At 34.2% G+C, this 20,096-nt stretch carries 17 protein-coding genes; 5 read left to right on the top strand and 12 right to left on the bottom strand.

Annotation, left to right across the window (positions count from 1 at the left end):
- Nucleotides 1-47: 47 nt before the first annotated feature.
- From ACUN3A_RS18485 to ACUN3A_RS18435, 11 genes are all read right to left on the bottom strand, one after another.
- Nucleotides 48-2,384 carry an ATP-dependent helicase gene (locus ACUN3A_RS18485; RefSeq protein ID WP_445552759.1) on the bottom strand — a complete coding sequence of 779 codons (2,337 nt, stop codon included), beginning with the start codon at nt 2,382-2,384 and terminating at the stop codon, nt 48-50.
- A 354-nt stretch (nt 2,385-2,738) separates the two neighbouring features.
- The gene (hisIE, locus tag ACUN3A_RS18480) at nt 2,739-3,335 is read right to left on the bottom strand and encodes a bifunctional phosphoribosyl-AMP cyclohydrolase/phosphoribosyl-ATP diphosphatase HisIE (RefSeq protein ID WP_445552758.1); all 597 of its coding nucleotides are present in this window, start codon (nt 3,333-3,335) and stop codon (nt 2,739-2,741) included.
- Nucleotides 3,336-3,365: 30 nt separating this feature from the next.
- Complete coding sequence (gene hisF / locus ACUN3A_RS18475; protein WP_445552757.1) at nt 3,366-4,121, bottom strand: imidazole glycerol phosphate synthase subunit HisF; 756 nt, start codon at nt 4,119-4,121, stop codon at nt 3,366-3,368.
- Between the two features lie 78 nt (nt 4,122-4,199).
- On the bottom strand, nt 4,200-4,925 hold the full coding sequence (hisA, locus tag ACUN3A_RS18470; protein WP_445552756.1) for a 1-(5-phosphoribosyl)-5-[(5-phosphoribosylamino)methylideneamino]imidazole-4-carboxamide isomerase: 726 nt from the start codon (nt 4,923-4,925) through the stop codon (nt 4,200-4,202).
- An 80-nt stretch (nt 4,926-5,005) separates the two neighbouring features.
- Entirely contained in the window at nt 5,006-5,587 is a 582-nt protein-coding gene (gene hisH, locus ACUN3A_RS18465) for an imidazole glycerol phosphate synthase subunit HisH (RefSeq protein ID WP_445552755.1), read from the bottom strand.
- A 66-nt stretch (nt 5,588-5,653) separates the two neighbouring features.
- Entirely contained in the window at nt 5,654-6,790 is a 1,137-nt protein-coding gene (gene hisB / locus ACUN3A_RS18460) for a bifunctional histidinol-phosphatase/imidazoleglycerol-phosphate dehydratase HisB (RefSeq protein ID WP_445552754.1), read from the bottom strand.
- A gap of 21 nt (nt 6,791-6,811) precedes the next feature.
- The gene (gene hisC / locus ACUN3A_RS18455; protein ID WP_445552753.1) at nt 6,812-7,858 is read right to left on the bottom strand and encodes a histidinol-phosphate transaminase; all 1,047 of its coding nucleotides are present in this window, start codon (nt 7,856-7,858) and stop codon (nt 6,812-6,814) included.
- A gap of 68 nt (nt 7,859-7,926) precedes the next feature.
- A complete protein-coding gene (gene hisD / locus ACUN3A_RS18450) occupies nt 7,927-9,216 on the bottom strand; it encodes a histidinol dehydrogenase (protein ID WP_445552752.1) in 1,290 nt (429 codons plus the stop codon).
- A 106-nt stretch (nt 9,217-9,322) separates the two neighbouring features.
- A complete protein-coding gene (gene hisG / locus ACUN3A_RS18445) occupies nt 9,323-10,180 on the bottom strand; it encodes an ATP phosphoribosyltransferase (protein ID WP_445552751.1) in 858 nt (285 codons plus the stop codon).
- 354 nt (nt 10,181-10,534) lie between these two features.
- Nucleotides 10,535-12,154, bottom strand: coding sequence for a phosphoenolpyruvate carboxykinase (ATP) (gene pckA / locus ACUN3A_RS18440; RefSeq protein ID WP_445552750.1), 1,620 nt, complete (start codon nt 12,152-12,154; stop codon nt 10,535-10,537).
- Between the two features lie 274 nt (nt 12,155-12,428).
- Nucleotides 12,429-14,405, bottom strand: coding sequence for an alpha-ketoacid dehydrogenase subunit alpha/beta (locus ACUN3A_RS18435; RefSeq protein ID WP_445552749.1), 1,977 nt, complete (start codon nt 14,403-14,405; stop codon nt 12,429-12,431).
- A gap of 170 nt (nt 14,406-14,575) precedes the next feature.
- Here ACUN3A_RS18435 and ACUN3A_RS18430 point away from each other — a divergent pair, with 170 nt between their 5' ends.
- From ACUN3A_RS18430 to ACUN3A_RS18410, 5 genes are all read left to right on the top strand, one after another.
- Nucleotides 14,576-15,526, top strand: a complete 951-nt coding sequence (locus ACUN3A_RS18430; protein WP_445552748.1) for an isopenicillin N synthase family dioxygenase — start codon at nt 14,576-14,578, stop codon at nt 15,524-15,526.
- A gap of 83 nt (nt 15,527-15,609) precedes the next feature.
- The gene (locus ACUN3A_RS18425) at nt 15,610-15,939 is read left to right on the top strand and encodes a translation initiation factor (RefSeq protein ID WP_445552747.1); all 330 of its coding nucleotides are present in this window, start codon (nt 15,610-15,612) and stop codon (nt 15,937-15,939) included.
- Between the two features lie 105 nt (nt 15,940-16,044).
- The gene (locus ACUN3A_RS18420) at nt 16,045-16,917 is read left to right on the top strand and encodes a nucleoside phosphorylase (RefSeq protein ID WP_445552746.1); all 873 of its coding nucleotides are present in this window, start codon (nt 16,045-16,047) and stop codon (nt 16,915-16,917) included.
- Between the two features lie 132 nt (nt 16,918-17,049).
- On the top strand, nt 17,050-18,174 hold the full coding sequence (locus tag ACUN3A_RS18415; protein WP_445552745.1) for an SDR family oxidoreductase: 1,125 nt from the start codon (nt 17,050-17,052) through the stop codon (nt 18,172-18,174).
- A 136-nt stretch (nt 18,175-18,310) separates the two neighbouring features.
- Nucleotides 18,311-19,243 carry a transglutaminase gene (locus tag ACUN3A_RS18410; RefSeq protein WP_445552744.1) on the top strand — a complete coding sequence of 311 codons (933 nt, stop codon included), beginning with the start codon at nt 18,311-18,313 and terminating at the stop codon, nt 19,241-19,243.
- Nucleotides 19,244-19,411: 168 nt separating this feature from the next.
- Here ACUN3A_RS18410 and ung read toward each other — a convergent pair whose 3' ends face one another.
- A complete protein-coding gene (ung, locus tag ACUN3A_RS18405; RefSeq protein WP_445552743.1) occupies nt 19,412-20,080 on the bottom strand; it encodes a uracil-DNA glycosylase in 669 nt (222 codons plus the stop codon).
- Nucleotides 20,081-20,096: the final 16 nt, after the last annotated feature.

Raw genomic sequence — 20,096 nt, 5'->3', positions numbered from 1 at the left:
ACGATTTCTTGATTTTAAACTGAATTCTGCTATCTGCTATCTGAATATTAGCCTATAACATCTAATTTTGCAAATCGCAATAACAATTTTTTAATACCACCAACTTCAAACTTAATTTCAGCTTTTTTATCTGCTCCAACGCCTTCTAAGTTAACAACTTGCCCTTTTCCAAAACGTTCGTGCATTACTACATTTCCTGGTATTAATGTATTGTCAAATAAATTAGCGCTTCCTGCAGCAGGATTATTTCCTGTCATTGGTTTCAACTTTCTAATATTAACATCAGATTTGGGTTGATTATCTGTTACATATTTAGGAGGTGTGCTTCCTATAGGTTTTGCCAAACGTAATTTAGATTTATCCACATCACCAAAAATATCACTGTCAATCGTAGGTTTATAGCGGTAATTACTTTCGGGAGGAGTTATATATTCCAAATATTGTCCATCGATTTCTTCGATAAAACGAGAAGGTTCACTATCAGTTAATTTCCCCCAACGGTAACGAGATTGTGCATATGTCAAATAAGCTTGATGCTCAGCTCGTGTCAAAGCTACATAAAATAAACGTCGTTCTTCTTCCAGTTCACTTCTTGTACTCATACTCATAGCACTAGGAAACAAATCCTCTTCCATTCCTACCACAAACACATGAGGAAATTCAAGACCTTTGGCCAAGTGTATCGTCATCAAAGCCACACGATCTTCATCACTGGTATCTTTGTCTAAATCGGTTGCAAGGGCAACATCTTCCATAAACTCAGATAATGCACCACGAGCACCATCTACTTCTTTTTGACCTTCGATAAAATCTTTAACTCCATTTAATAACTGCTCAATATTTTCAATCCGAGCCATTCCTTCTGGAGTAGCATCTTTTTTCAATTCTTGAATCAAGCCTGTTTTTTTGGCTACGTGTTCTACAACATAAAAAGCATCGTGATTCTCATTAATCACCTGAAAACTTTGAATCATCGTAACAAAATCCAATAGTTTTTGCTTGGTTCCCGAATTCAGTTTCAAGTCAATTCGCTCAATGTTTTGCATGACTTCAAAAATCGAACGTTTGTAGTGATTGGCGGCAATTGTAAGCTTCTCGATCGTTGTATTTCCAATTCCTCTAGCTGGATAATTGATAACACGAACCAAAGCTTCCTCATCTTTTGGGTTAATAACCAATCGCAAATAACACAAAGCGTCTTTAACCTCTTTTCTTTGATAAAAAGACAAACCACCATAAATACGGTATGGAATATCTCTTTTTCGCAACGCATCTTCCATAGCTTTGGATTGCGCATTGGTACGATACAAAATGGCAAATGCCCCATTATGCAACTGATTATTCATTTTTTGTTCCCAAATAGTAGCAGCTACAAAACGTCCTTCTTCATTATCAGTAATACTGCGGTGAACTTTTATTTTTGGTCCAAAATCATTGGCCGTCCAAACAATCTTGTCTAATTTTACTTTATTCTTATCAATAATCGTATTAGCAGCTTCTACTATATTTTTGGTCGAACGGTAATTTTGCTCCAATCTAAAGGTTTTTACACCCTCATAATCTTTTTGGAAGTTCAAGATATTATTGATATTCGCACCACGAAACGCATAAATACTCTGAGCATCATCCCCTACCACACAAATATTCTGAAATTTATCCGACAAAGCGCGAACAATTAAATACTGCGAATGGTTCGTATCTTGGTACTCATCCACCAATAAATATCTAAAACGGTTTTGATATTTTGCTAAAACCTCAGGAAAACGAGTCAGTAATTCATTTGTTTTCAACAATAAATCATCAAAATCCATCGCACCCGATTTAAAGCAACGCTCTACATAATTTTGGTAAATTTCACCCATTCTTGGTTTTTTACTCATCGCATCAGCCTCTTGCAAATCGGGATCATTAAAATAAGCTTTGACAGTAATCAAGCTGTTTTTAAAGTTTGAAATCCTACTCAAAACCTGTTTCGGTTTGTATACATCACGATCCAATTGCATTTCCTTTATAATTCCCGAAATAGCACGCAAAGAATCCTGAGAATCGTAAATTGTAAAATTCGAAGGATATCCCAAATGCTCTGCTTCTGCACGTAAAATTCGAGCAAATACGGAGTGAAAAGTTCCCATCCAAAGATTTTTAGCTTCACTCGTTCCCACAATATCAGAGATACGTTTTTTCATCTCACGTGCCGCTTTATTGGTAAAAGTAAGCGACAAAATATTGAAAGGATCCACACCTTGGTGCATCAAATAGGCAATCCTGATGGTAAGCACACGAGTCTTTCCGGAACCTGCGCCGGCAATAATAATCATAGGACCATCCTTTTGCAATACAGGTTCGCGTTGTGCTTCGTTAAGTTGTTCTATATATTTTTGCATGAAAAATGTACTGTTTGTCGCAAAATTAAGAATTTAAGAATGAATAAACGAGTCTTAATGTAATTCTGCTATCTAAAATAATTTGGGCGTGACCACAATAGAAAAAGGGGCTACTTTTAGCACCGAGTATCCGCCCCTTTTCCTATTGCGGTCGGGCTGTCCGCGTTACTTCGGTAACTTGCTCCCATCCCTCACGCAAAAAACGTTGATAAATAACCATAACGTTTTTATAAGAAATACTGTTTTACTTTATTAAGATCAAAGTCATTATAATAAAATTGCTTCGTTTCGCGCATGACTTTTAGTAGAGTCTTTAGGCGAAACGAAGCAATTTAAATAAAATTAAAATATATTTTATTTCTGACGGCTTTTTAAAACATTAACAACATCATTCAATTGGTATCCTTTGGCCTGTAATAAAATCAGATAATGAAAAAGTAAATCGGCACTTTCACTCAAGAACAAATCATCGTTGTCGTCTTTCGCCTCAATAACCACTTCAACAGCTTCTTCCCCAACTTTTTGAGCAATTTTATTGATCCCCAATTTGAATAAGGAAGCAACATAACTTTTCTCAGAATCAGCATTTTCTCTACGAGTTTTGATTGTATTTTCAAGATTTGAAATAAATCCATATTCCTGATTATTAGGCTCTTGCCAACAAGTATCTGAACCTGTATGACAAGTAGGTCCAACTGGTTTTGCCTGAATTAAAAGTGTATCTCCATCGCAGTCGTTTTTAATACTCACCAAATTCAAAAAATTACCGCTCTCTTCTCCTTTCGTCCAAAGTCTTTGTTTAGAACGGCTGAAAAAAGTCACTTTTTGAGTTTCAATTGTCTTTTGAAGTGATTCTTCGTTCATATATCCCAACATCAAAACATTTTTAGTTTCTGAATCCTGAATAATAGCCGGAATTAAACCGTGTGCGCTTTTGATATCTACGTTCATTTTTATTTTAGATTTTTAGAAATTCAGATTTTAGATTCTAACTTCTATATTATTATTTTTAAGTTCTTTTTTCAATGTCTTGATTTCAATTTCCTTGAAATGAAATACGCTTGCCGCTAATGCCGCATCCGATTTTCCTTCGACAAAGGTATCTACAAAATGTTGGATATTTCCCGCTCCACCAGAAGCAATAATCGGAATATTGACGATTTCGGATAATTTAGCTAAAGCTTCATTGGCAAAACCTGCTTTGGTTCCATCATTATTCATTGAGGTAAACAGAATTTCTCCTGCTCCGCGTTGCTCGACTTCTTTTGCCCAATCAAACAATCTAATTTCGGTTGGAACTTTTCCTCCTACCAAATGCACGATCCATTCTCCATCAATTTGTTTAGCATCAATTGCTACAACTACACATTGACTTCCGAATTTTTGTGCCAAATCATTAATCAATTGGGGATTTTTCACAGCCGAAGAATTAATAGAAACTTTATCTGCTCCGTTTTGAAGCAAAACTTCTACATCTTCCACTGCCGAAATTCCACCACCAACTGTAAACGGAATGTTAATCGTAGCAGCGACTTTACGAACCAAATCCACCAAGGTTCGTCTTCTTTCTTCAGTCGCTGAAATATCAAGGAAAACTAATTCATCCGCTCCTTCATCCGAATAGATTTTGGCCAATTCCACAGGATCGCCAGCATCGCGTAAATCTACGAAATTAACGCCTTTCACGGTTCTTCCGTTTTTAATGTCGAGGCAGGGTATTATTCTTTTTGTTAACATTGTTTTTTGTTGTTACGGTAGAGACGTTGCACTGCAACGTCTTGATTATTTGGTGTTAGACGTTGCAGTGCAACGTCTCTACAAGGAAATGATATAATTTTCTAATTGTTTCAACGAAATCCTTCCTTCATAAATGGCTTTTCCAATTATTGTTCCTTCACAGCCCAATTCGGCCAGTTTAGGCAATTCATCAAATGTTGAAATTCCACCAGATGCAATTAATTTAATTCCTTTGGCTTCTGCCAAAATCTTGGCGTATAAATCAAAACTAGGGCCTTCTAACATACCATCTTTAGCGATATCTGTACAAATCACGTACTCAATTCCTTTCTTTTGATAATCTTGAATAAACGGAACTAAATCCTCATTCGAATCTTCCAACCATCCTGAAACGGCTACTTTTTCGTTATTGGCATCAGCACCCAAAATAATTTTATCAGAACCGTATTCTGTAATCCATTTTTCGAAAATCGCTCTGTTTTTTACGGCAATACTCCCACCTGTGATTTGGTTTGCACCACTTTCAAAAGCTATTTTCAAATCAGAATCAGCTTTTAATCCTCCGCCAAAATCAATTTTCAATTTGGTTTGTGAAGCGATTTGTTCCAATATTTTATAATTGACAATTTTGCTTGATTTTGCTCCATCCAAGTCTACCAAATGCAAATATTCAATTCCGTGTGCTTCGAATGATTTTGCTACTTCCAGCGGGTTTTCGTTGTATATAATTTTGGTATTGTAGTCGCCTTTAGATAAGCGAACACATTTTCCTTCTATGATGTCTATTGCAGGTATTATTCTCATTCCATTTATTGATTTTAGAGTGCAGATTTTAGATTTTAAAATTGCTATTGAAATTGATTTTTTGCTATTGCTATTGAAATTTATAATTTCAAGAAATTTCCAAGTATTCGCTCCCCCACATCACCACTTTTTTCAGGGTGAAATTGCGTTCCGTAGAAATTATTATTTTCAAGAGCTGATGAATATTCCAACTCATAGTCGGTAGTTGCAATGGTTTCATCGCAAATTGGCGCATAAAAACTGTGAACTAAATACATGTATTCATTTTCTGAAATCCCTTTAAATAAATCAGATTTTAGATTATAAATATTGTTCCAGCCCATTTGAGGAACTTTTACTTTTGAAGTGAATTTAACCACATCAACATCAAAAATACCCAACCCTTTTGTATTTCCTTCTTCAGATGAATTACACATCAATTGCATTCCCAAACAAATTCCAAAAACAGGTTGCTTCAGCGTTGGAATCAAAGTGTCCAAACCGCTTTTTTTAAGCATTTTCATTGCATAACTTGCCTCTCCTACTCCAGGAAAAATCACTTTATCAGCAGACTTTATTTCTTCCGGATCATTACTCAAAACCGCTTTGTATCCCAATCTTTCGATGGCAAACATAATGCTTTGAATATTTCCTGCTCCGTAATTTATGATTACTATTTTCATATATTTAGTTGTTAGTTGTCGGTTGTCGGTTGATAGCTAACAACTATCAACCAACAACTATCAACTTTAAAGCATTCCTTTCGTTGATGGTAAAATCATTTTCTCTGTATCACGCTTTACGGCTACTTTTATTGCTTTGGCGAAAGCCTTGAAAATAGCTTCGATTTTGTGATGTTCGTTATCGCCTTCGGCTTTGATGTTGATGTTGGCTTTTGCTCCATCAGAGAATGATTTAAAAAAGTGGAAAAACATCTCAGTAGGCATTTTGCCCACCATTTCACGTTTGAATTCAGTTTCCCAAATCAGCCAGTTTCTACCGCCAAAATCAATGGCTACTTGCGCTAAACAATCGTCCATTGGTAAACAAAAACCATAACGCTCAATTCCTAATTTATTCCCTAAGGCTTTGGCGTAAACTTCTCCAAGAGCAATAGCAGTATCTTCAATTGTGTGGTGTTCATCGACTTCTAAATCTCCTTTTACTTTGATTTCTAAGTCCATTTGTCCATGACGTGAAATTTGATCCAGCATGTGGTCAAAAAAGGCAATTCCAGTATCAATTTTACTTTGTCCTGTTCCGTCCAAATTCAAATTGATATAAATATCTGTTTCGTGAGTTTTTCTCGTAATTGAAGCCGTACGTGCTTCTAATTTTAAGAACTCGTATATCTTTTTCCAATCAGTAGTTTGCAAAGCGATAACCGTTTCTAAAGAAGCCAAATCGGTCGAAATTTCATTACTGCCCAAACCATCTTCTTGTTTCAAGAAAATTGCTTTTGCACCTAGATTTTTAGCCAATTCTACATCAGTAATTCGATCTCCAAGTACAAAAGAGTTTTCCAAATCATAATTTGGATTGTCAATATACTTGGTTAGCATTCCTGTACGAGGCTTGCGTGTTGGTGCATTGTCCTCAGGAAAAGAACGATCTACAAAAATATCGTCAAAAAGAACTCCTTCGTTTTCAAAGGCTCTTAAGATAAAATTCTGTGTTGGCCAAAAAGTATCTTCAGGAAAGCTATCCGTTCCTAAGCCATCTTGATTAGTTACCATTGCTAATTCATAATCCAATTCATTGGCGATTTTTGCCAAATATTGAAAAGCTTTTGGGTAAAATTCCAATTTTTCTAAACTGTCTAATTGGTATCCTTCTGGTTCCAAAACAATCGTTCCATCACGATCTATAAAAAGTATTTTTTTCATTGCACTACGATCTATCGGATTCTAGCTTATTACTAAAAGAGCCTCCATTAATTTTTTATTTTCTTCTTTAGTTCCAATAGTCAAACGCAACGTGTTTTCACAAAGCGGTTGCGTTGTTCTGTTACGAATTACTATTCCTTTAGCAATTAATTCATCGTAACGTTTATTTGCATTATCTACTTTTATTAAAATAAAATTTGCTTCTGTTGGATAAATTTTCTCTACAAAAGACACTTTATTTAAAACTGAAAGTAATTCGGTTCTTTGTGCTATGATTGAGGTAATTTCGCTAGCAATTTTAACCTCATCACTTAAACGTTCTAAAGCACGGAGTTGTGTTAATTCATTTACATTATAAGGTGGTTTGATTTTATTCAATACCGTAATTACTTCGGCAGATGCATAGCAAATACCCAAACGAATTCCTGCTAAACCATAGGCTTTAGATAAAGTTTGCGTGATAATCAAATTTGGATATTGATCTAGTTTTTGTAACCAGCCCTCTTTATCCGAAAAATCAATATAGGCTTCATCAATAACCACAAAACCATTGAATTTTTCTAATAATGTCGTCACACTTTCCTCTGAAAAAGAATTACCTGTTGGGTTATTTGGCGAACACAAAAAGATAATTTTGGTATTAGCATCAACTGCTTCCAAAATTTTCTCAATTTGTGGCTGAAAATCATTTGATAGCAATACTTCTCTGTTTTCAACGACATTGATGTTAGCCAAAACATTATACATTCCGTAAGTTGGCGGTAATGAGATAATGTTATCAATCTTTGGTTCGCAAAAAGCTCTGAATAATAAATCTAAAACCTCATCACTTCCGTTTCCTAACAGAATTTGTTTTGGATTTACATTTTTCATTTTTCCCAAAACCACTTTTACATTCCCTTGTTGTGGGTCTGGATAACGGTTTACGCCGTTTTGATATGGATTTTCATTGGCATCCAAAAAAATCATATCCGCAGTATCAAAATCCTCAAACTCATCACGAGCCGAAGAATAAGGCTTTAATTTTTTGACGTTTTCACGTACTATAGTGTTTATATCGAAAGTCATTTTTTTATTTGCTTTATGCAATAGGCTTTATGCTGTAAGCCTTTGCAATATTCTTGATTAATTTTTTTCTACTTATTACTTACAGCCTTTAGCCTTAAAGTAACAGCATTTTTATGGGCTTGCAATCCTTCGGCTTCTGCCATTAATTCAATAGCTGGACCAATATTTTGAATACCTTTTGGACTTATTTTTTGGAAAGTCATTGATTTAGAAAAACTATCCAAATTTACACCACTATAATTCTTAGCATATCCATTGGTTGGCAATGTATGATTGGTTCCGGAAGCATAATCTCCAGCACTTTCTGGAGTGTAATTTCCAATAAAAACCGAACCTGCATTACCAATGTTATTTACATAAAAATCCTCGTCTTTAGTACAAATAATAAAGTGTTCTGGTCCATATTCATCGATTAATTCTAGAGCAATGGTATCATTTTCAACATAAATCAATTTTGAATTCGCGATAGCTTTCTCTGCAATAGCTTTTCTTGGAAGAACGTCTAATTGAAGTTGTACCTCTTTTTCTACCTCATCAATTAATGTTTTTGAAGTAGAAACTAAAATTACCTGACTATCTGTTCCATGTTCGGCTTGAGACAATAAATCAGATGCTATAAAGGCAGGAACTGCAGTATCATCAGCGACAATCAGTAATTCAGAAGGACCTGCAGGCATATCGATGGCCACACCAAATTGAGTGGCTAATTGTTTTGCTACTGTTACAAACTGATTACCTGGTCCAAATATTTTGTACACTTTTGGAATAGTGACAGTTCCAAAAGTCATCCCTGCAATAGCCTGAATACCTCCTACTTTTAAAATTTTAGTTACTCCGCATAAATAAGCGGCATATAAAATGGCAGGATTTATATTTCCTTGTTTGTCTGGTGGCGAACACAAAACAATTTCTTTACAGCCAGCTAGTTTAGCAGGTACAGCCAACATTAACACTGTTGAAAACAATGGAGCTGTTCCGCCTGGAATGTATAAACCAATTTTTTGGATTGGTCTTTTTTCTTGCCAACAGTTTACTCCTTCTGTGGTTTCTACAGTTATTGGAGCTGTTTTTTGTGCAGCGTGGAATTTTTCAATATTTGATTTCGCTAATTGAATAGCGTCTTTTAATTCTTTTGGAATCGTTGCGATGGCAGTCGCTATCTCAGTTTGTGAAACTTCTAATTCAGGAACCGAAACACCGTCAAAAAGACAAGTATATTTTGCAACAGCAAAATCACCTTTTGATTGTACTTCCTTAAAGATTCCTTTCACAGTTGCTTCGATATCATCAACTGTTTTGGTTGGTCTTTCTAAAATAGCTGACCAAGTTTCTGGCTTTGGATTGTATATTTTATTCATTATTTATAATGCTGTAAGCTGTAAGCTATAGGCTGCAAGCTTTATTAACTTTGTATTATTTTTGGCTTAAAGCATATTGCCTAAAGCCTATAGCGGGCAAAGCCCTTTAAAGTACCATTTTTTCAATTGGGCAAACTAAAATTCCTTCAGCTCCAACAGCTTTTAATTTATCAATAACTTCCCAAAAAGTATCTTTGTCAATTACTGAGTGTACACTACTCCATCCTTCTTCTGCCAATGGTAAAACGGTTAAACTTCTTAAAACAGGAAGAATTTTGCCTACTTCATCAATTTTATCATTTGGAATATTCATCAAAATGTATTTCGATTTTCTTGCTCTTAAAACTGATTCTATTCTGAATTTTAAAGTGTCAATAATTTTTTGAGATTCAGGGCTTACTTTTGGAGAAACCGCTAAAACTGCTTCACTTTTAAAAATAACTTCTACTTCTTTTAAATTATTTTTAAACAAAGTACTTCCACTGGAAACGATATCTACAATTGCATCAGCCAAACCTATATTCGGAGCAATTTCTACCGAACCAGATATTTGGTGAATGTCAACTGTTACTCCTTTAGAACTAAAAAAATCAATAACTGTATTTGGGTAAGAAGTTGCAATTCGCATTCCTTCTAAATCTTGAACAGATTTATAATCGAATGCTTTAGGCACCGCTACTGATACTTTACATTTTGAAAAACCTAATTTTTGAATTACTTCAATTTTTTTACCTTTTTCAACCAATAAATTATCTCCAACAATTGCAATATCTACTACTCCATCAATCAGGTATTGGGGAATATCTGAATTTCGTAAATACAAAACCTCTAAAGGGAAATTTGAAGCTTCTGCTTTTAACTGATCTATTCCGTTATCGATTGATATACCTGCGTCTTTTAGGATTTGAATACTTTCTTCGTTTAAACGACCTGATTTTTGAATTGCAATTTTAAGTGTACTCATTAGTGTAGTTTTTTTTGTTTGTTGTTTTAGAAATGCTTGAGTACAAAGTATGGTAATAAAAAACCCGCTTGATGTACTCAAACGGGTTTATAGATTATTGTGAATTACACGCATATCATTAACACATCGCTTGAGAGCAATTATGAGAATGATGGTGATGTAATTGAATTGATAACATAACTTTATAAAATTAGATAACTCTTTGTTTCTTTTGCAAAGATAGAGCATAAATTAATAATAATCCAATTTTTATTTTAACGTTTTGCAAAGTATTTGTTAAATTAAAAAAGCAATATTTTACTCTGAAAAGGATCGTGTTTTATTAAAAATAGTATTAAACTTTACAGACTATAACTAATTAAAAACAGTTTCCAAAGAAGGTCCGGCAGCTACTAAACGCCTTCCTTCTTCTGTATCAGTGTATTGTTCAAAATTTTTAATATAACGTGCTGATAAATCTTTTGCTTTGCTTTCCCATTCAATAACATCTTTATATGTATCTCTTGGATCTAGAATTCCTTCACTAACATTTGTCAATATTGTTGGAATAGTCAAGTTCAAGAACGGAATTGTTTTTGTTTCCACAGTATCAATTTCACTATTAATGATAGCATCAATGATTGCTCTTGTATTTTTAAGAGAAATCCGTTTTCCAGTTCCATTCCAACCTGTGTTTACCAAATACGCTTTAGCTCCATGTTCTTTCATTTTTCCAATTAATGTTTTAGAGTACATTGTTGGGTGTAATGTCAAAAAAGCTTCACCAAATGCTGGGGAGAATGACGGTTGTGGTTCTGTAATTCCTCTTTCGGTTCCAGCTAATTTGGAAGTGTATCCACATAAAAAGTGGTATTGCGCTTGATCTTCATCTAAAATTGACACTGGTGGTAATACTCCAAAAGCATCAGCAGACAGGTAAATGATTTTCTTTGCATGTCCCGCTTTAGATGGCAATACAATCTTATTAATGTGATAAATTGGATAAGAAACTCTTGAATTCTCAGTAATAGAGTGATCGTAGTAATCAATTTCTCCGTACTCATCTACTATAACATTTTCCAATAAAGCATCTCTTTTGATAGCTCTCCAAATATCTGGTTCATTTTCTTCGGATAAATCAATTACTTTGGCATAACAACCTCCTTCATAGTTGAATACTCCATTATTATCCCATCCATGTTCGTCATCACCAATTAAATATCTTTTTGGATCGGCAGAAAGTGTCGTTTTTCCAGTTCCTGAAAGTCCAAAGAATACTGCAACATCTCCATCTTCACCAACGTTTGCAGAACAATGCATCGATGCCATACCTTTTAATGGTAAATAATAGTTCATCATCGAGAACATTCCTTTTTTCATCTCTCCACCATACCAAGTCCCTCCAATAATTTGAATTTTTTCAGTAAGGTTAAACACTACGAAATTTTCAGAATTCAATCCTTGTGCCTCCCAATCAGGATTTGTGGTTTTTGAACCGTTCATTACAACAAAATCAGGTTCTCCAAAGTTTTCTAATTCATAAACAGAAGGTCGAATAAACATATTGGTTACAAAATGTGCTTGCCAAGCTACTTCCATTACGAAACGAACTTTAAGTCTTGTATCAGCATTAGTACCGCAAAAAGCATCGACTACGTATAATTTTGGAGATGTAGAAAGTTGTTTTAAAACTAATTTTTTCAATTCATGATAAATTCCTTGAGTCGTTGGAAAATTTACTTTATCATCCCAATGAATAGTATCTTTTGAAATATTGTCTTTAACAATATACCTGTCTTTTGGCGAACGTCCAGTAAACACTCCTGTTTTTACAGCAACAGCACCAGTATCTGTTAATGCTCCTTTTTCATTTCCTTTTCTTCTGTTGGAAACTTCAGCTTGGAATAATTCCTCATAAGAAGGATTGTAAACCACTTCATGATAACCTGTAATTCCTAGTTCGTGTAACTCCTGAATAATTCTAATGTTTTTCATGTTTTGTGTTTTGAGGTGATGATTCCTTTATCAAATTTACTCCAAATTTGTATTTAAGTTCTTGATTTTTATCATGTTTTAAAGAAAAATATACGCAAACGTTTTCGGATTTTGTATTGTTTTAAAATAGAGATATAGCCTTTTATTAAAAAAATACTACATGATTGTTGTACTATAAATTTACCGAAATATTTTATCAGTTTGCATTAAAATTATATTAATAAAAGGCTGTTTTATTTTTATTTAACCGTAAAATTCATTTATAAAAATCATTTTAATACTCTAAAAGTTCTTTTAATTCCTGCTCAAATCTATTTTTAGACAAATATTGATCTTCCAATGTTTTTGTAAACGGAATAGGAGAATCCAAACTTGCTACGCGTTTTACTGCTGCATCTAAGTATTCAAAACAATTTTCCATTATTAATGCCGAAATATCGCTGGCTATACCACCAAACATAGAATCTTCTTGAAAAATGATTGCTTTTCCAGTTTTCTTAACAGATGAATAAATGGCATCAGTATCTAATGGTTGTAACGTTCTCAAATCCAATACATCCGCTTTTATTTCAGGATTTTTATCTAATGTTTCCAACGCCCAATGTATCGCTGCTCCAAAAGAAATAATTGTCACATCATTTCCTTCTTTTAGCAAGGCTGCTTTACCTAACGGAATAGTATAGTAATCGGTTGGGACATCTTGCGACAAGCTTCTGTATAATTGTTTGTGTTCAAAGAAAAGCACTGGATTCGGATCATTAATAGCAGTGTTCAATAAACCTTTTACATCATAAGGAAATGCGGGATAAACGACTTTTAATCCTGGCGTTTTTGTAAACCAAGCTTCATTGGTTTGGGAATGAAAAGGGCCTGCCTGCGTTCCTCCGCCGCAAGGCATCCGAATAACAACATCAGCTTTTTCTAACCAACGGTAATGTGATTTAGCTAATAAATTAACGATTGGATTAAATCCTGTAGATACAAAATCGGCAAATTGCATTTCGACAATAGCTTTATAACCATTAATGGATAATCCCATAGCGGTTGAAATGACAGCACTTTCGCAAATGGGTGTATTTCGAACTCGGTCTTTACTAAATTGACCCACAAATCCATCAGTGATTTTGAATGCTCCACCATATTCGGCAATGTCCTGCCCCATGATGACTAATTTTTCGTGTCGCACCATCGATTCACGCAAACTATTAGAAATAGCATCTATAAAACGAATATTTTCAACCTCTGAATTAGGTTCAAAATCTTCATGTTCATATGGTTTATAAATATCATTTAATTCTTCCTCGTAAGTAGCTATAATTTCCGGTTCGGCATTAGTCAAAGCCCAAGCATCGTCAATTTCGTTTTTAATTTCCAAATGCATAGCATCATCGTAGTCTTTCGTAAGGATATCATTTAAGTATAAGTAGCTTCTGTAATTGTCTACAGGATCTTTTGCAGCCCATAAATTCAACAACTCCTGAGGAACATATTTTGTACCACTCGCCTCTTCATGACCGCGCATTCTAAAGGTTTTAAACTCTAATAAAATAGGTCTAGGCTTCTCAATCATCGAAGCTTTTAATTCAGTCAGCAAATGGAAGACTTCCAAAATATTATTTCCATCAACGATGTGACTTTCCATTCCGTAACCAATTCCTTTATCGGCAAGGTTTTCGCAACGGTATTGCTCGTTAGTTGGTGTAGATAATCCATATCCGTTATTCTCGATTATAAAAAGAACTGGTAAATCCCAAACTGCAGCAATATTCAACGCTTCATGAAAATCACCTTCACTAGTTGCACCTTCTCCGGTAAAAACCGCCGTTACTTTTCCGTTTTTCTCTAATTTATTGGCTAATGCTATTCCGTCAGCAACACCAAGCTGCGGTCCTAGGTGTGAAATCATTCCGATGATTTTATAATCTTGTGTTCCAAAATGAAAACTTCGATCTCTTCCTTTGGTAAAACCATTGGCTTTGCCTTGCCATTGAGAAAATAATCGATGTAATGGAATCTCTCTCCCTGTAAATACCCCTAAATTGCGATGCATTGGTAAGATGTATTCATCAGCATCCAAAACTGCCGTAATACCTACAGCAATAGCTTCCTGTCCAATTCCGGAAAACCACTTAGATACTTTTCCCTGACGAATAAGAATTAACATTTTTTCCTCTACCAGTCTTGGTTTTAAAATCTTTTTATAGAGGTCTAATAACGTTTCATTGGAGAGGTTTTGTCTATCAAAATTCATTTGTAGTCGTTTTTTTCAATCTATCAAAGATAAAATAATTATAACAGGAGTATTTGTAAATGTTATAATTATTTAAAATCTGAGTAATTTTTAAAATGACTTATCTTTTTTATTCTTTATATTTGTAGTCATGAAGTTTTTAGACTTCTAAAGTATTAAATACAGACTATATGCAAAACATTCCTAGTGTTGACTTGCGTGATTTCCTTTCGGACGACCCGAAACGTAAACAAAAATTTGTAAATGAAATCGGAAGTGCATTCGAAGATATAGGCTTCGTAGCGCTCAAAGGGCATTTTTTAAACGATCAATTAGTTGATGAGTTGTATGGTGAAATTAGAAAATTCTTCTCGTTGCCATTAGAAACCAAACACAGCTATGAAATTCCTGGAATTGGCGGACAAAGAGGTTATGTCTCTTTTGGAAAAGAGCATGCCAAAGGCCGAAAAGAAGGGGATTTAAAAGAATTTTGGCATTTTGGACAATATGTAGACAAAGATTCTAAATATGCGTCTCAATATCCAGATAATGTTGAAGTAAAAGAATTACCCCGCTTTAATGTTGTAGGTAAAGAAGCCTATCAAATGCTAGAAAAAACGGGAGTATATGTATTAAGAGCTTTGGCTTTGCATCTTGGATTAGATGAGTTCTATTTTGATCAATATGCTAAAGACGGAAATTCAATTCTAAGACCAATTCATTACCCTCCTATTACATCAGAACCTGAGAATGCCATTAGAGCAGCAGCTCATGGGGATATTAACCTGATAACCTTGTTAATGGGTGCTCAAGGCAAAGGCTTACAAGTACAAAATCATAATGGAGATTGGATCGATGCTATTGCTGAACCAGATGAATTAGTAATTAATGTGGGTGATATGTTATCACGTCATACTAATAATAAGCTAAAATCGACTATTCATCAAGTGGTGAATCCACCTAGAGAATTATGGGGAACTTCTCGATATTCAATTCCTTTTTTCATGCATCCGGTAAGCGATATGAAATTGGATTGTTTAGAAAACTGCATTGATGCCGAAAATCCTAAAAAATTTGAAGATATTACTGCAGGTGACTATTTATACGAACGCCTAGTTGACTTGGGATTAATTAAAAAGTAAAGAATAAAACTCAAAACTAAGATTCCAAATTCCACTAACACATTTTTGGGATTTGGAATTTGGTTTTTATAATTTATAAAAATATGGATTTACAAGACCAATTAAAGAATCTTTTTCCGGATCACGAAATGGCTCCCGAAGAGGAAATTGAGGCAGCAGCGCATGAATTATATGTTCAAAAAGAACCAATGATTTGCAAATTCGAAAAAAGAAAAGGAAAAGCAACGACTATAATCGAAGGTTACGAAGGATCTGATGAGGATTTTAAAATTCTTGCCAAAGAAATCAAAACCAAATTGAGTGTTGGCGGTACTTTTAAGGATGATTCCATTATTATCCAAGGTGATTATCGCGATAAAATAATGACTATTTTAAAAGAAAAAGGTTTTAAAGTAAAACGTGTTGGAGGATAGAATTTTAGATTTTAGAATGCAGATTTTAAAAATAAATACCAATAAAAAAACTAGCAAACTTTGCGTAAACCCTTGCGCTATTTGCGGTTAACACACACACAAGAAATGGCTATTCAACAATCCGAATTAATACTCAATCCTGACGGGAGCGTTTATCATCTTAACTTGAAACCTGAAAATATTGCTCATGATATTATTTTTGTCGGGGATCAAGATCGTGTTTCAAAAATTACCAAGCATTTTGATTCCATTGAATTTTCTACTCAAAAAAGAGAATTCAAAACCCAAACAGGAATTTACAAAGGCAAGCGCTTAACTGTGATGTCAACCGGAATTGGCCCTGATAATATTGATATTGTCATCAATGAATTAGATGCTTTGGTCAATATTGATTTGGAAACTAGAAAGCCAAAAGAAAAACTAACTTCATTAAATATTGTCCGAATAGGAACTTCAGGTTCTTTACACGCTGATATTCCCGTAGATAGTTTTGTAATGTCAAAATTTGGTTTAGGTCTTGACAATATGCTTCGTTCTTATTTGATAGATGCTGTTTCTAATGCTGAAATAGAAGAAGCGTTTATTCAGCACACCAATTGGGATTTGCAAAAAGGAAGACCAAGTGCTATTTCATGTTCTCCAGTTTTAGAAAAAAGAATATTTAGCGATAAAATGCACAAAGGAATCACAGCTACCGCCGGTGGTTTTTATGGCCCTCAAGGACGTGTTTTGCGTTTAAATATTCAAGATACAGAATTAAATTCTAAAATGGATAATTTCCTTTTTGAAGGAAGTCGGATTACTAACCTCGAAATGGAAACATCTGCGATTTATGGGCTTTCGGCTCTTTTGGGACATCAAGCATTATCTTTAAATGCCATTATTGCCAATCGTGCTAATGGAACATTTAGTCAAGATCCTTATAAAGCGGTGGACGAATTGATTGAATATACTTTAGGAAAATTAGCAGAGAAATAAAACACGAATTTCACAAATTTACACGAAAATATTCTGATATAAATTTGTGAAATTTGTGTTTATTATTTGCTTTACAACAAACTTTCTCATTCCTTTTTTTAAATCTATCTTTGTGCATCGAAAAATAAACCAATGAAAATAATACTTACTGGAGCAACTGGAGTTTTAGGGTCGCATATCATGTATGATATTCTGGAGCTTTTTATCAAACAAAACAATAATAGTAAACTGTTTATTCTTGCCAGAAACAAAGGAAAAGTGAGTGCTATAGACCGCGTCAATGAACTTTTGACCAGTGATTACACGCCCTCTATTTTATTAAAAACTGGTTTAGAAAAACTTCACGAGTACATTGAGATTATCGATTCAGATTTAGCGAATCTTCAAAATACTTTTTCAGACAAAATTAAAGGCGCTTACTTTATTCATTCTGCAGGTTACGTTAATTTATCTACTGATGAAAACCTAAAAGAAAGAATTTTTGATGAAAATGCTAAAATTACCAAATCACTTTTCAATGCTTTTCATCCTTTCATCAAGAAATTCATTTATATCGGAACTGCATTTTCATCAGGAATCAGAAGAGGTTTAATAGATAATGATTTCCACAATCTCGATTTTACTCCAGAACATCGCAATGCGTATGAGGATGCTAAATTTCATTCGGAGAATTTCATTGCTCAGGAATGTAAAGCATTAGGCTTGCCCTTTCAAATCCTAAGACCAAGTGTTATTGGTGGAAAAATGCTAGGAACCGAAAGTCCTTATTTCATTCCAAAATATATGGTTTTTTATCTTTTGGCTAAGTTCTTTCATTTTACATCACAACGAAAAGGCGAACAGGAAAATGTACGTTTCATAATTAATGAGGAAACCGGACTTAATATTATCCCAGTAGATTATGTGGCCAAAGTGATTGTAAATACTTTTCAACGTGACGATATCGAACAGCTAAATATTGTAAACGACAAAAGTTTCAATATTGTTAAAGGCTTACAGCTGATTATGAAAGAAGTCGGATATACTAATTTCACTTTAATCAAAAATCCATTAGAATTTAAATACAAAAATACCATTGAGAAGTTATATTACGAAAGTATCGGAAAACATTTAAAGCCTTATTTTATCACAAATCCCAACGAATACGATACTACTTTACTGAATTCAATTCTTGAAATCCCGAAGCTGGACAATGAAGCATTTTCTAAAATGATTCGACACGCCATTTCGAAAGATTTTAAGGATATCAATGTCTAGTAAAGTTGCTAAATTACCAAGATTCCAAATTGATAAGACTAAAAAAAACTTAGAAACTTAGCCCCTAAGAATCTTAGAAACTCTTAAAAAAAAAAGTACTTTTACAAAAAAGCAATCTTGTTCCCTTTCGGGTATTATGACACAATTTAACAAAACTAATTTTCACCTTGTAAAAGCCAAGTTTCAGTTGAAAAAACCTTGGGATAGGTTTGTTATCTTTTTTTTGAGTATCCTTATTACAATCCCTTTATTTATAGTATTTCACCAAAATTTAATTGACCCGCAATGGTATTTTGGTCTAGACAGAATAATACTATTTATTCTAGTTTTTACAGTTATTTATGGCTTTTTATACCTGCTAAGAACCATCATTATTATTTGTTTAGCACTTTATTTGATAATGCTAATTTACGGCAGTGTTTTTGCGAATTTCGGATTCAATTCGGTTTTCGATGACTACAATGCTATGTTGTATTCCATGAACAACAATCCATTTCCTCAAGATATTATAATCGCCAAATTATTGCCATTTCCTAATAAGAGCGAAATAATTAAAGCGATTGAATTTGAAAATCCAAAAGTTCGCAACTTTGCTATAATGGCCACAACAAAGCATTTTAAAAACGTTCGAGGTTATCCTGATTATAGAAATTTAATCCAGTGTTTTGCGGTTTTCAAAGAAATCAATAGTCGCTGGAATTACGTAAACGATCCTAAAAATGGAGATTACATTGCCACAGCCCACGAATCATTGCTTTATTTTTCGGGAGATTGCGACGATCATTCTATTTTGATGGCCGCTTGCATCCGATCCATTGGAGGTACACCAAGACTTATTCATACCAAAGGTCATATTTATCCCGAAATTTTAATCGGAAGTATGAAAGATCTTGAAAAAGTAAATTATCTTATCAAAAACGTATTATTTGTCGAAGAAAGCCGAAATAAACAACTCAATTACCACATCGACGAACACAATCAAGTGTGGTTAAACCTAGATTATACTGCAAAATACCCCGGAGGTCCCTTTTTATCCGAAGAAATATTGGGAGCTCTGACATTGGAGTAAAAAACAGTTATTAAGTCTATTGAAATTCATTTGGGAGTGCCACCATAAAGAAAAGAGGCCAAATCATTATACTGGTGATTCGGCCTCTTTCCTTTATGCTGTCGGGCTATACACGCTACTTTGGTAGCTAGTTTCTATCCCTCACTCGAGACCAAGTAATACGTGAATTTACAACCAATCAATTTTTCCTAAATTCTTCTGTTCCAAATACAAATTCGCCTGGCTAAAATGTTTGTTCCCAAACCATTTTTTATGAATATTTGCAAATGAAGGATGTCCAGATTCTAAAACCAAATGTTTTTCTCTATCAATTTTAGCTCCTTTTTTTTGAGCAAAACTGCCCCAAAGCATAAAAACTACATTTTCTTTTTCCTCTGAAATTTTGTGAATAACAGCATCGGTAAAAATTCCCCATTTTAAGTGTTTATGGCTATTAGGCGTATCAATTCTAACCGAAAGTGAAGCATTCAAAAGCAATACTCCTTGCTTTGCCCAACGTTCTAAATTTCCCGATGTGGGCATGAAAATCGAATCTAAGTCATCATTCAGTTCTCTAAAAATATTACGTAACGAAGGCGGGATTTTGACTGAATCATTCACCGAAAAAGACAAGCCATTCGCTTCTCCGACCCCATGATAAGGATCTTGACCAATAATTACCACTTTTGTATCCTCAAAAGAACAATTATTAAAAGCCGAAAAAATCAATTCTTTGGGAGGGAAACAAACATGATTTTTATATTCCTCATCAACGGCTTTCATTAATTCCGAAAAATAAGGTTTCTGAATTTCGTCAGCCAAAATAGTTTGCCAAGAGGAGTTGAGGTGAAGTTGCATACATGTATTTTACCGC

It is taken from the genome of Flavobacterium sp. WC2509, assembly GCF_052683105.1.
The sequence above is the reverse complement of the archived record's forward strand: the minus strand, read 5'-3'. Positions and strand labels throughout refer to the sequence as shown.